We start from the raw sequence: 12,461 nt of genomic DNA, 5'->3' as shown, positions 1-12,461 counted from the left end.
CGGTAGTAGAACGGTGTTCGTCAACGAACACCGTTCGCAATCTCTTCGAGGGGGCCGCTATGAGCACCGCACTTGACAACCCGCCCGGAACCACGAGCGTCGCGCGAGGTACGCCGTACCGCTGGCGCTGGATCGTGCTCGCGACGATCCTCATCGCCGCCCCCTCGATCCGCGCCGAGCTGGGCGGCTCCGAGTCCGCCATGCAGTGGATGCTGGCCGGCTACACACTGGCCTTCGCGATCGGGCTGATCACCTTCGGCCGGCTCGGCGACCTGGTCGGCCGCCGGCGGCTGTTCGTGATCGGCGCCCTCGGGTTCACCGTCGCCTCCGCGGTCTGCGGCCTGGCGACCAGCCCCGAGCTGCTGATCGGCAGCCGGGTCGCGCAAGGCCTCCTCGGCGCGGTGATGATCCCGCAGGGCTTCGCGATCCTGAAGTCGATCTTCCCGTCCGAGGAGCTCGGCAAGGCGTTCGCGATGTTCGGTCCGGTGATGGGGTTGTCGGCAGTCGCCGGCCCGATCCTGGCCGGCGTACTGATCGACGCGAACTGGTTCGACGCCGGCTGGCGCACGATCTTCTTCATCAACGTGCCGATCGGTATCGCCGCCCTCGTAGGCGCATGGAAGTTCATGCCTGAGGTGAAGACGCCCGGCGCCTCCCGCCTCGACACCGTCGGCGTACTGCTGGTCAGCCTCGCCTCAGGGCTGCTGATCTACCCGCTCGTCCAGGGCCGCGAGCTCGGCTGGCCGGTGTGGACGATCCTCATGCTGGTCAGCTCGATCGTCGTCTTTGCGCTGTTCGGCTGGCGGGAGCGCCGCTCCGGCAACCCGGTCATCGACCCGTCGCTGTTCCGCAACCGCGGGTACGTCGCCGGCCTCGGCGTGATCACCACATTCTTCCTCGCGATGAACGGCTTCATGCTCGTCTTCAACCTGTTCACCCAGCTGGGACTGCACTACAGCCCGCTGAAGGCAGGCCTCGCGATGGTGCCGTTCTCACTCGGCATCGCGATCGGCGCCCCGCTGTCCGGCGGCCTGCTCGCCCCGAAGCTCGGCCGCAAGGCGCTGCAGCTCGGCGTTGCGGTGATGACCGTGGCGATGGCCGGCGTCTGGTTCACGCTGCACGCGTACGGCGACGCGACAACCGTCTGGAACCTGGTGCCGGCGACGCTCGCCACCGGGATCGGCGCCGGCCTGGTGTTCGCTCCGCTGTTCGACATCATCCTGGCCTCGATCGACGACCAGGCTGCCGGTTCGGCGTCCGGCGTGCTGACCGCGATGCAGCAGTACGGCGGAGCGATCGGCGTCGCAGTGATCGGCACCGTGTTCTTCCAGTTGCTCCCGGCGCACGCGTTCCTCGGCGCCACCAAGACCTCGGTCCTGGTCGCGATCGGGCTCTTCGTGGTCAGCTTCGCCGTCACCTTCGCACTCCCGAAGCGGGCGCGCGAATCGGCGGTCAGCCACGGCTGACGAAACCGTCACCAAGTCTGGACGTGCCGAAGCCCCTGGTCACCGGGAGGTGCCAGGGGCTTCGGGGGTAGATCAGTTGAACGAGTCGCCGCAGGCGCAGGAGCCGGTCGCGTTCGGGTTGTCGATCGTGAAGCCCTGCTTCTCGATCGTGTCCACGAAGTCGATCGACGCACCCTTGAGGTACGGCGCGCTCATCCGGTCGGTGACAACGCTCACGCCACCGAAGTCGGCCACCACGTCACCGTCGAGCTGGCGCTCGTCGAAGAACAGCTGGTACCGCAGCCCGGAGCAACCGCCCGGCTGCACGGCGACCCGCAGCGCGAGGTCGTCGCGGCCTTCCTGGTCGAGCAGCGCCTTCACCTTGGCGGCGGCCCCGTCGGTGAGGAGAACACCAGTGGCGACGGCCTGCTCGGTCTGCGCTTCAGTCATCCCTGACTCCAGTCATCTACTAAGTGCCGACAGACAGCTCGTCAGCACGGAAGTCTCTTGTCAACACGCACCAACGTCGGCCGGTCCGCGCTCATTCCCATGGTCGCACACCAATTTCACGGATCAACTACCACATCGTCGAAATGGTCGATCCCTGATCAGCGTGCCCAGGTGCGGGCGACACGCTCCGCGACCGTCGCGAGCGAGCCGTGCGGGTCCGCGAACGCCCGCTCCTCGCCGACCACGTCGACCAGCGCGTACGCCGACTCGACGCCCATCGTACGCATCTCCCGCGACCCGATCAGCACCTTCCCGGCGAGTACGACGCAGGGCCGCATCGCGTCGTTCGCGACCTTCGCGACGCCGGCGATCACCTTCCCGTCCCGGGACTGGAAGTCGAACGCGCCCTCACCGCTCAGCACCAGGTCGACCCGCGCGGCCTTCTCCTTCAGGCCTGTGAGCTCTGCCACCAGGTCGATTCCGGACACGCGCTCGGCGCCGAGCAGCAGCAACGCATAGCCGAGTCCCCCCGCGGCACCCGCGCCCTTCTTGTCAGCCGTCTTCCGATCGGCGAGCTCCGCGAAGTGCGTCAGCCAACCGTCGACCGCAGGCTTCCGCTCGTCCCCGATGCCCTTCTGCGAGCCGAAGATGTTGGTCGCGCCGCGCAGCCCGAGCATCGGGTTCTCCACGTCACTGGCTGCGACGAACTCGACCCCCGCGACACGGTCACGCGCCGGCTGCAGGTCCACCGCGGTCAACCCGGGGAGCCCGGCGGCTCCACCATCCAAGTGACCTGACTCACCCGTCGCCCCGAGGGCAGCGAGCATGCCGGCGCCGGCATCGTTCGTCCCCGAGCCGCCGAGGCCGAGGATGATCCGCTTTGCTCCGGCGTCGACCGCGGCCGCGATCAGCTGCCCGACGCCGTACGTCGTCGCCTCCTCGGGCCGACGGTCCTTCGGCTCCACGAGATGCAGTCCGCACGCCTGCGCGGTCTCGACGTACGCCGTCTCGCCTGCCATCAGGACCGTCGCCGGAGTGTCCTCACCGAGCGGGCCACGGACCGTGACCGAAAGCAGCTTGCCGTCGACCACCGCGGACAGCACGTCGATGAAGCCGGGCCCACCGTCCGCCATCGGCGCGACGAGCACCTCGGCTCCCGGATCGCGCCGCCGCCACCCCTCCTCGATAGCCGCAGCCGCCTCCACAGCCGTCAACGTCCCCGCGAACTTGTCCGGCGCAATCAGGATCCGCATGCGCACATCCTCTCCCACCCTTCGCACTCGCCCGCCTACGGTCCAGCGTGCGGCATGTGGACAGGACGTAGTCATGTACGTACACGACTCCACCCGCCTCGGCACTCCGCGAATCCCCCGCAAACGCCGGACACCTCCTGTCCTTGTGCAGGCAGATCACGATTGACGGGCCCGGCGGGCACCAGTTGGATCGTCGGTATGAAGTCGATCCTGTTCGCGCTGCGCGTCAGTGAGCTGGAGCGTTCGCTCGCCTTCTATCGGACGGTCGGGTACGTCGATCTCGGGACGGTGCCGTTCGACGACGGCTCGAGCCTGGTCTGGCTGCGGCTGCCCGATGAGCCGTCGGTGTCCCTCGAACTCGTCCACCGCCCGGCGGACGGTCCGGTGGAGATCGGCGGCTTCCAGCACTTCGCGATCGAGGTCGCGTCGCTGCGCGAAACCATCGACCGGCTGGCCGCGGCTGGCCTGCAACCAGGCGAACCTGAGTTGCCCGGCGGTGCCGACGGCCCGAAGACTTCCTGGCTCACCGACCCCGACGGCTATCGCGTCGAGCTGGTCGAGTGGCCCCCGAGCGGCCCGCCGACGGTCGAGTGACAATGCCGAGTTGGCCCACCACGGCAGTCGAGGCGATCGCGGTGCAGGAGAAGCTGCGCGGGCTCGTCGAGGTTGTGGATGTGGGACCGGCGCCGCGGTACGTGGCGGGCCTGGACGTCGCGTACGACGGCGATCGGCTGGCGGCCGCGGTCGTCGTACTCGATCGGGGGACTCTCCGCGAAGTGGACCGCGCGGTTGTGCGTGGGGAGACGACGTTCCCGTATGTGCCGGGACTGTTCGCGTTCCGGGAAGTGCCGGCGTTGCTCGCCGCGCTGGAGCGGCTCACGACCAGACCGGAACTGTTGGTGTGTGACGGCCAGGGGCTCGCGCATCCGCGGCGGTTCGGGCTCGCCTGCCATCTCGGCGTGCTGACGGGTATCTCGGCGATCGGGGCCGCGAAGACCACTTTCGTCGGAACACACGCCCACCCCGCACCGGAACGCGGCGCGACCGCAGACCTGCTCGACGGTGACGAGGTGGTCGGGGCGGCGGTGCGGACCCAGGACGCAGTCAAACCGGTGTATGTGTCGGTCGGGCATCGCGTGAGTCTCCCGACCGCTGTCGAGCACGTCCTGCACCTGGCACCGCGCTATCGGTTGCCGGAGACAACACGCGTGGCGGACCGAGCATGCCGGGAAGGACTGCAGGGTGGATGACGCGCCGAGGGTGCCCGGGTACACGCGACACGAGTACGGCGACCGCCTCGGCGCCACCGCCGTACTGCGGATCGGGGCAGCCGCGGCCGTGATGGACGGCGAGCGACTGCTCCTGACGAAACGCACCGACAACGGCGAGTGGTGCCTGCCGGGCGGCGCGATCGAACCAGGCGAACGCCCCGCGGAGGCAGCCGAGCGGGAAACACTCGAGGAAACCGGGCTGTCCGTGCGAGTGACCGGTCTGATCGGCGTCTACTCCAACCCGGACGTCGTGGTCGTCTACCCCGACGGCAATCGGGTGCAGATCGTCGGTGTGGTGTTCCGCGCCGAGCCAGTCGGCGGCGAGGCCGGCACTTCGGCGGAGGTAAGCGAGTCCGGGTGGTTCACGGCTGAGGAGGCCGCCCGACTGACGGTGATCGCCGGCCATCGGTCGATTCTGCCGGCGGTGTTCGGCGGTGAGTTGTACTTTGACAGGCCTGACGGATAACCGCTATCTATTAGCTAACCGTTAGGGGGTCGGGCGTGCAGGATGCGGTGCTGGCGATGCTTGCCAAGGAGCCGTCGCATGGTTACGAGCTGCGGGCACGGTTGCAGCAGAGTCTTGGCCCGCTCGGCGAATCGATGAATCCAGGGCAGATCTACGTGACGCTGGGCCGGCTGGAGAAGGCCGGCCTCATTGTCTGCGAACCGTCGGACAGCCCCGACCGCAAGGTGTATGCGCTGACGCCCTCCGGGCAGCAGCGGGTTGCGGCCTGGCTGACCGAGGTCGCCAGGCCGAAGCCGGATCTCGCGGAGTTTCATCTGAAGCTCGTCGTGGCCGCGGCCGCCCGGCTCGCCGACCCGGTCGAACTCGTCGCCGCTCAACGCCGTGAGCTGCTGCGGATCCTGCGGGAGGCGCAGCTGGCCGCATTGGCGGAGCCGGCCGGCTCCACGGCGGTTGTCCTGCTCGAAGGCGTCATGTTGCGATTCCAGGCCGACCTGCGCTGGCTGGACATCTGCGAGCGCACCTGGTCGACACCCCACAACGAACCCGAGGACACATGAACGTGCTCCAGACCCGCAGACTGACCAAGGAGCACGGTGCGGGCGCGAGCCGGGTACGCGCCGTCGACGAGGTCGACCTCGACGTACCGGAGGGGCAGACGCTGGCGGTGATGGGCCCCAGCGGCTGCGGCAAGTCCACGCTGCTGCATCTCTTGGGTGGCCTGGAGCGTCCGACGGCCGGTGAAGTGTGGATCGGACAACGCCGTACCGACAGCCTCAGCGAGCGCGCCCTCGCACGTCTGCGCCGCCGGTCGATCGGATTCGTCTTCCAGGCCTTCCATCTGGTCGACGAGTTGAGCACCGCCGAGAACGTCGAACTGCCCGCACTGCTCGCCGGCCGGTCGCTGCGCGAGGCCAGGAGACGAGCGGACTTCCTGCTCGACCAGGTCGGGCTGGCCGACCGCGCCCGGCACCTCCCCTCCGAACTGTCCGGCGGCCAGCGTCAACGGGCCGCGATCGCCCGCGCGCTCGCCAACGAGCCACAGGTCGTGCTCGCCGACGAGCCGACCGGCAACCTCGACACGGCCGCGACCACCGACGTACTGCGGATCTTCGCGGAGCTCCGCGCTGCCGGGCAGACTCTTGTCATCGTCACGCACGACGAACGAGTCGCCGCCACCGCGGACCGGCTGATCTCGATGCGCGACGGCATGTTCGTCGACGACACCCGACTGCTCGACGGGACCGGGCGGCTCGCCGGCCTCATCGGACTGGAGGGCTGAGTGGGCCGGGTCCTGCTCGTCGTACGCCTGGTACTGGCCGACGTACGGCGACACAAAGCCCACGCCGCGATGCTCGTACTCGCGGTGACAGCAGCCGTCGCCACGCTGGCGCTCGGACTGTCGCTGAACGGTGCCTGCGAAGCGCTCTACCGGCAAACACGCGCCGCAACAGGCGGACCGGACGTCGTCGCGCTCGCTCCGGACTCCGGCCCTGACGCGACCCGGGAACTCGAGTCCCTGGCTACCCATCCGGAAGTCGTCGGACACAACGGTCCGTATGCCGTGGTGTACAGCGACCTCGCAGTCCACGGCCGGAGCTCTGGTGTGGTCGTGCACGGCGCCAGCCTCACCCCAGGACCGATCAACAGACCGCTGGTCACGTCAGGCGAGTGGATCCGTCCAGGCGGCGCTGTAGTGGAACGCGGTCTGGCCACCGCACTCGGCGTGAAGGTCGGCGACCGCGTCACCGTGTCGGACCGCAGGTACCCGGTCGTCGGGATCGCCGTGACCGCGGCGACCTCGATCTACCCGTGGGCGGCAGGCATCGGCCCACTGGGCGGACCGAGCGACCCGAGCGGCCTGGTCTGGATGACTGCGAAGGACGCCAGTGCGCTGGCCGGACGGGACCTGACGGTCACCACCGCAATGGACCTCAAGCTGCGCGATCCCTCCGCTACCAACGCCTTTCGCTCTTCACTTCGCTCCCCCACGACCAGGCTGACCCTGCACTCCTGGCAGTTCATCGCCACCCAGGACACGGTCATCCTCAGCGGCACCGAGCCGATCCTGGTCGTCGGCGGTTGGTTGCTCGGCTTCCTCGCGATCACCGGCGTCGCCGCGCTCGCCGCCGGACGGATCGTCGAGCAGACCCGGCGGGCCGGCCTGCTCAAGGCCATCGGAGCGACGCCCGGTCTGATCGCCGCGGTCCTTCTGACGGAGTTCCTCGCGCTCGCGGTGCTAGCTCAGGTCCTGGGGCTCGCCGTCGCTCGCCTGGTCGAGCCGGCGATCGCCAACCCCACCGCCAGCCTGATCGGCTGCGTCGTCGGGCCGGACGGCACCACGCTCGTCGCGACCACTCTTCTTGTCCTGGCCGTGGCATTGCTGACCATGCTTCCGCCGACGGTGCGCGCGCTTCGGACGGCCACGGTGAGTGCGCTCACCAGCCCCGCGCAGTACCTTCGCCACCGCCCTCTGCTGACCACGCTGTCCGCGGTGCTCCCGACGTCGCTGCTGGTGGGGTTGCGGTTGACCGCGCGCCGACCGGGTCGCGCCGTACTGCACGCTTTCTCCACCGCGGCGACCGTCACCGGCATCACCGGATTGCTGATCGGCATCGCCCAACCGGTCAGACCGTACGCCGCGCTGCCGAACATCCGGGACGAGCAGAACTACCGGCTACTTCTCGCGGTGACCGTCATGCTCGTCGCACTCGCCATCGTCAACACCATCGCGATCACTTGGATGACAGCGATGGAGTCGCGGGTGAGCATGGCCGTCACTCGCGCACTCGGCGCGACGCCCGGCCAGGTCTCGGCCGGGTTGTCCTTTGCCCAACTCCTGCCCGCCGTTCCAGGTGCAGTCGCCGGCGTGTACCTGGGCATCTTCCTTTTCGGCATCTTCAGTGTCGGCCAGATCGCAATGCCGCCCGCGTCCTGGTTGCTCGCGGCGGTCCTTGCGACGCTGTTCGCAACCGCAGCGCTCACAGCCTTGCCCGCCCGGTTCGCCGCCCGGCATCCGGTCGCGCGGACGCTGAGCGCCGAGACGGTCTAGCGGATAACGGCCTAGCGGCGGATCAGGCGGCGGAGGAGTAGGGCGAGGGCGGCGCCGATCAGATACGGCGCTGCGCGGCGGGCCAGGACGGGGAGGAGGGTGCTGCCCAGGTTGAGGGAGACCGCTGCGGGTTCCGACGAGGTCGGCGGTGGTGGCGCGTCGGGTGGAGGCGGGGGCGTGGCAGCGGGTGGAGCGTCGTCAGTCGTGGAGGCGTCTTGGGTCGCCGAGGTGTCGGCGGACGGTTTGGTGTCCGCGGGCGGTGTGGTGTCGGCGGGCGGGGTGCCGGCGGCTGGTGTGGTGTCCAGCTTGGTTTTCAGGCAGGTGGTGAACTGGTCGAGGAGTTTGTTCGACACGTCCTGGATCAGGCCGCGGCCGAACTGGGCGGGGCGGCCGGTGATTGTCAGGTCGGTGTCGACGGTGACCTCGGTCGACCCCGGACCGGACTCGGCCAGCCGGGCCGTGACGCGGGCGGTCGCCGTACCGTTGCCGCGCCGGTCCTTGCCCTTGGCCTCGATCACCGCGTGATGATCGGCCGGGTCACGTTCGAGGAAGGTGCCGTTGCCGGAGTACTGCAGGGACACCGGCCCGAGCTTGACCTTGCACGAGCCGGTGAACTCGTCCCCGTCGTACGACGTCAGGGTGGCGCCGGGGAAACACGGCACCACCCGTTCGAGATCGTTGAACGCGGCCCACGTCTGCTCGACCGGAGCCGGTACGACGAACTTGTGCTCGAGCTTCACGCCGTACCCGCCGCCGCCAGGACCGCACGCCGGGTGAGCACCGTGGCCAGATGCCGCCGATAGTCCGCGTCGCCGTTGAGATCCGTGACCGGTGACGTCCCGTCCGCAGCCCGCGCGGCGGCTTCCCGTACGGCGTCGGCGGTCGCGGGCCCGCCGACCAGCGCTTGCTCGACCGCGGTCGCCCGGACCGGCGTCGAACCCATGTTGCCGAGCGCGACCCGCGCCTCCGCGATCGAGTCGCCGTCGAGCCGGACCGCCGCCGCAACGGACACGATCGACCACGCTTGCGCGACCCGGTTGAACTTCTCGTAGTGCGCGCCCCACCCGGTGTACTTCGGCACCCGCACCTCGACCAGCAACTCGTCCTCGCCGAGCGCCGTACTGAACACGCCTTGGAAGAAGTCCGCCGCGGACACGGTGCGGCGACCGTCCGGGCCGGCGATCACGAACGACGCGTCCAGCGCCACCGCGACGGCCGGCAGATCGGCGGCCGGATCCGCATGGGCCAGTGAACCGCCGAACGTGCCGCGATGCCGGATCTGCGGATCCCCGACCGTTGCCGTCGCCAACGAGATCAGCCGGGCATGCTCGTTCACCACCGGCGAGGACTGGACGACGCTGTGCGGTGTCATCGCGCCGATGACCAGCACGTCGCCGTCGTCGCGTACGCCGCGCAGCTCGTCGATCTTGGCGAGGTCGACGATCGTGTCCGGCGCCGCCAGCCGCAACCGCAACGCCGGCATCAGGCTCTGCCCACCGGCCAGCACCTTCGCGTCGGAGTGCTCACGCAGCAACCCCAACGCCTCGTCGATGGTTGCGGGAGCGAAGTACTCGAACGGCGCCGGGATCATGACTGCGCTCCTTCCTGGATTGCCTTCCACACGCGGTACGGCGTACACGGCATCACCACGTCGGTGACGCCGAGCGGCCGGAGCGCGTCGACGATCGCATTCACGACCGCCGGCGTGGACGCGATCGTGCCGGCCTCGCCGACGCCCTTCACGCCGAGCTGGTTGGTCGTCGCCGGCGTCTCGGTCCGCGCCGTCTCGAACCGCGGCAGATCGGGTGCCCCTGGCAACAAATACTGATCGAACGAGCCGGTGATCAGCGTCCCGGAGTCGTCGTGCACAGCCTCCTCGTAGAGCGCCTGCGCGATGCCCTGCGCGAGACCGCCGTGCACCTGGCCCTCGACGATCAACGGATTCACCACCACTCCGACGTCGTCGACGCTCACGTACGACCGGATCTTCGTCTCCCCGGTCTCGGTGTCGACCTCGACCGCGCACAGATGCGTGCCGTGCGGGAACGAGAAGTCGTCCGGATCGAGGGTCGCGTCCGCGTCGAGACACCCTTCCGCGGATCCGTCGAGCTTGTGTCCCTGGAAGACCGCGAACGCCAGCTCCGCCAGCGTCATCCCCGCATCGGTGCCGCGAACGCCGTACCGGCCGGCGGAGAAGTCGAGGTCGTCCGTGTTCGCCTCCAGCAGCTGGGCCGCGATCGGTTTCGCCTTCTCGATCACCTTGTCGGCGGCCGCCAGGACTGCCATCCCGCCGACGGCCAGCGAGCGCGAGCCGTACGTGTCCAGGCCGCGGACGGCGACCTGCGTGTCACCATGCAGTACTTCGACATCCTCGAACGCGACACCCAGGCGATCCGCGACCAGCTGGCTCCATGCGGTCTCGTGGCCCTGCCCGTGCGGACTCGTCCCGGTGACCACCTCGACCTTCCCGGTCGGCAGCATGCGGACGGCCGCATGCTCCCAGCCGCCGCCGACGTACCCCATCGAGCCGAGCCAGCGCGACGGCGCCAGCCCGCACATCTCGGTGTACGTCGAGATGCCGATGCCGAGCTGGACCGGGTCGCCGGACTCCCGGCGCTCCGCCTGCTCCTTGCGCAGGTCGTCGTACCCGAAGAGCTCGCGCGCCTTCGCGGTCGCTGCCTCGTAGTTGCCGGAGTCGTACTGCAACCCGGACACCGTCGAGAACGGGAACTCCTCGTGCTTGATCCAGTTCCGCTCGCGGATTTCCAGCGGGTCGACGCCGACCCGGGCGGCGAGCTCGTCCATCACCCGCTCGATCGCGTACGTCGCCTCCGGCCGGCCCGCACCGCGGTACGCGTCGGTCCAGGTCTTGTTCGTGAAGACGTTCGTGATGCCGAGGTGGTACGACGGGAACTTGTAGATCCCGTTGTACATAAAGGCTCCCAGCAGCGGGATCGCCGACGTCACCAGGCCGAGGTACGCGCCCATGTCCACGGTCAGCTCGACCTTGAGCCCGGTCACCGTGCCGTCCGCAGTCGCCGCCAGCGTGACCTGCTGCCACTGATCCCGCCCGTGGTGCGCGGCCATCAACGACTCGGACCTGGTTTCGCAGTACTTACAGGGCTTTCCGGTCCGGCGGGCCGCGATGACCGTGAGGACTTCCTCCGGGGTGAACTGGAGCTTGCCGCCGAACCCGCCGCCGACGTCCGGCGCGATCACCCGGATCTTGCTCTCCGGGATGCCGAGTACGAGCGCGATGAAGATCCTCACGAAGTGCGGCACCTGCGTCGACGACCACACCGTCATCTGCTCGGTGGTCGGGTCGACGACGATCGCGCGCGGCTCCATGAACGCCGGGATCAGCCGCTGCTGCCGGATCTCCTTCTCGATCACGATGCCGCCGTTGCGAGCGGCCGCGATCGCCGCCTCGACGTCACCGCCGGTGCCGGATTCTGCCGAGTCGTACGCCCAGACCGCGGACACGTTCGTCCCGAGGTCGGGATGGGCGATGACCTCGTCGCGCGCCGCGGCCCTGAGCTCGAGGGCCGGCGCGAGTTCCTCGTAGTCGACGTCGACCAGTTCGGCGGCGTCGTTCGCCTCGGCGGCCGTCCGGGCGATGACCATGGCAACGATCTCGCCGGCGAACGCGACATGGTCGACCGCCATCGACGGATGCACCGGGGCCTGCTGGTCGGAGACGACTGCCCAGGCATTGGGCAGCGCGCCCTGCTCGTCGGCGATGTCCGCACCGGTGATCACGGCAACGACCCCGGTCGCCGCCCGGGCCGCCTCGGTGTCGATCGAGGTGATCCGGGCGTGCGCGAACGGGCTGCGGACCATCGCGATGTGCTGCATCCCCGGCAGCACGATGTTGTCGGTCCAACGGGTCCGGCCGGTGATCAGCCGGGCGTCCTCCTTGCGGAGTCGCGGGTTGCCGATCTCGGTGGCGGGGCGATCCTCGGTGGTCGTCATTGCGCACCGCCCGCGGCGGCAGCGGCCTGCACGGCCTTGACGATGTTCTGGTAGCCGGTGCAGCGGCAGAGGTTGCCTTCGAGCCCGAGCCGGACGTCCTCGTCGCTCGGATCCGGATTGTCGGCGATCAGATCGATGGATTGCATGATCATGCCCGGTGTGCAGTATCCGCACTGCAAGGCGTGATGCTCGTGGAAGGCCTGCTGCATCGGATGCAGCTGACCATTGGTCGACAGCCCTTCGATCGTGGTCACCTCGTGACCGTCGGCCTGGACCGCGAGCAGCGAACACGACTTCACGCTCCGCCCGTCCAGGTGGACCGTGCAGGAACCGCAGTTCCCGGTGTCACAGCCGACCACGGTGCCTGTCTTTCCCAGCTGCTCGCGCAGGTAATGCACGAGCAGCGTGCGCGGTTCCACCTCGTCGGTGAAACTGCTTCCGTCGACCTTCACTGTGATCCGGGTCATTGCCCCGCCTCCAGATGTCAGCACCGCCGTACGTTCGATCCTGCTCCCCGTGTCATGTCGCCCACAAGGTCCGACCAGTTGTTCATCA

13 protein-coding genes are annotated in these 12,461 nt (G+C 69.0%); 7 read left to right on the top strand and 6 right to left on the bottom strand.

Translation table 11 applies throughout. The features are described from left to right. Nucleotides 1–59: 59 nt before the first annotated feature. Nucleotides 60–1,466, top strand: coding sequence for a DHA2 family efflux MFS transporter permease subunit (locus EV653_RS03980; protein ID WP_134098041.1), 1,407 nt, complete (start codon nucleotides 60–62; stop codon nucleotides 1,464–1,466). Nucleotides 1,467–1,538: 72 nt separating this feature from the next. Here the strand turns inward: EV653_RS03980 and EV653_RS03975 are convergent, their stop codons facing one another. Continuing rightward, nucleotides 1,539–1,895: a HesB/IscA family protein gene (locus EV653_RS03975; RefSeq protein ID WP_130446795.1), complete on the bottom strand. Its 357-nt coding sequence runs from the start codon at nucleotides 1,893–1,895 to the stop codon at nucleotides 1,539–1,541. 158 nt (nucleotides 1,896–2,053) lie between these two features. After that, nucleotides 2,054–3,148 (bottom strand): glycerate kinase family protein, encoded by a 1,095-nt coding sequence (locus tag EV653_RS03970; protein WP_134098039.1) that lies wholly within the window; start codon nucleotides 3,146–3,148, stop codon nucleotides 2,054–2,056. A gap of 198 nt (nucleotides 3,149–3,346) precedes the next feature. Between EV653_RS03970 and EV653_RS03965 the strand changes: the two genes are divergently transcribed. From EV653_RS03965 to EV653_RS03940, 6 genes are read left to right on the top strand one after another with little or no spacing between them, the layout of a single operon-like run. Next, nucleotides 3,347–3,742 (top strand): VOC family protein, encoded by a 396-nt coding sequence (locus EV653_RS03965; RefSeq protein ID WP_134098037.1) that lies wholly within the window; start codon nucleotides 3,347–3,349, stop codon nucleotides 3,740–3,742. Nucleotides 3,743–3,744: 2 nt separating this feature from the next. Then, nucleotides 3,745–4,398 (top strand): deoxyribonuclease V, encoded by a 654-nt coding sequence (gene nfi / locus EV653_RS03960; protein WP_134098035.1) that lies wholly within the window; start codon nucleotides 3,745–3,747, stop codon nucleotides 4,396–4,398. Then, a complete protein-coding gene (locus tag EV653_RS03955; RefSeq protein ID WP_305000363.1) occupies nucleotides 4,391–4,885 on the top strand; it encodes an NUDIX domain-containing protein in 495 nt (164 codons plus the stop codon). Before nfi ends, EV653_RS03955 begins: the two co-directional genes overlap by 8 nt. A gap of 35 nt (nucleotides 4,886–4,920) precedes the next feature. After that, nucleotides 4,921–5,442 (top strand): PadR family transcriptional regulator, encoded by a 522-nt coding sequence (locus EV653_RS03950; protein WP_134098033.1) that lies wholly within the window; start codon nucleotides 4,921–4,923, stop codon nucleotides 5,440–5,442. Then, complete coding sequence (locus EV653_RS03945; protein WP_134098031.1) at nucleotides 5,439–6,164, top strand: ABC transporter ATP-binding protein; 726 nt, start codon at nucleotides 5,439–5,441, stop codon at nucleotides 6,162–6,164. Before EV653_RS03950 ends, EV653_RS03945 begins: the two co-directional genes overlap by 4 nt. Further along, a complete protein-coding gene (locus tag EV653_RS03940) occupies nucleotides 6,165–7,934 on the top strand; it encodes an ABC transporter permease (RefSeq protein WP_134098029.1) in 1,770 nt (589 codons plus the stop codon). Nucleotides 7,935–7,945: 11 nt separating this feature from the next. Here EV653_RS03940 and EV653_RS03935 read toward each other — a convergent pair whose 3' ends face one another. From EV653_RS03935 to EV653_RS03920, 4 genes are read right to left on the bottom strand one after another with little or no spacing between them, the layout of a single operon-like run. Next, nucleotides 7,946–8,674, bottom strand: coding sequence for an SRPBCC family protein (locus EV653_RS03935; protein WP_134098027.1), 729 nt, complete (start codon nucleotides 8,672–8,674; stop codon nucleotides 7,946–7,948). Beyond that, complete coding sequence (locus EV653_RS03930; protein ID WP_134098025.1) at nucleotides 8,671–9,525, bottom strand: FAD binding domain-containing protein; 855 nt, start codon at nucleotides 9,523–9,525, stop codon at nucleotides 8,671–8,673. The genes EV653_RS03935 and EV653_RS03930 overlap by 4 nt, the downstream gene beginning before the upstream one ends. Continuing rightward, the gene (locus tag EV653_RS03925; RefSeq protein ID WP_134098023.1) at nucleotides 9,522–11,906 is read right to left on the bottom strand and encodes a xanthine dehydrogenase family protein molybdopterin-binding subunit; all 2,385 of its coding nucleotides are present in this window, start codon (nucleotides 11,904–11,906) and stop codon (nucleotides 9,522–9,524) included. Before EV653_RS03925 ends, EV653_RS03930 begins: the two co-directional genes overlap by 4 nt. Further along, complete coding sequence (locus EV653_RS03920; protein ID WP_134098021.1) at nucleotides 11,903–12,373, bottom strand: (2Fe-2S)-binding protein; 471 nt, start codon at nucleotides 12,371–12,373, stop codon at nucleotides 11,903–11,905. The genes EV653_RS03925 and EV653_RS03920 overlap by 4 nt, the downstream gene beginning before the upstream one ends. Nucleotides 12,374–12,461: the final 88 nt, after the last annotated feature.

It is taken from the genome of Kribbella pratensis, from assembly GCF_004365355.1.
In the GTDB taxonomy this organism is placed as follows: Bacteria; Actinomycetota; Actinomycetes; order Propionibacteriales; family Kribbellaceae; genus Kribbella.
The sequence above is the reverse complement of the archived record's forward strand: the minus strand, read 5'-3'. Positions and strand labels throughout refer to the sequence as shown.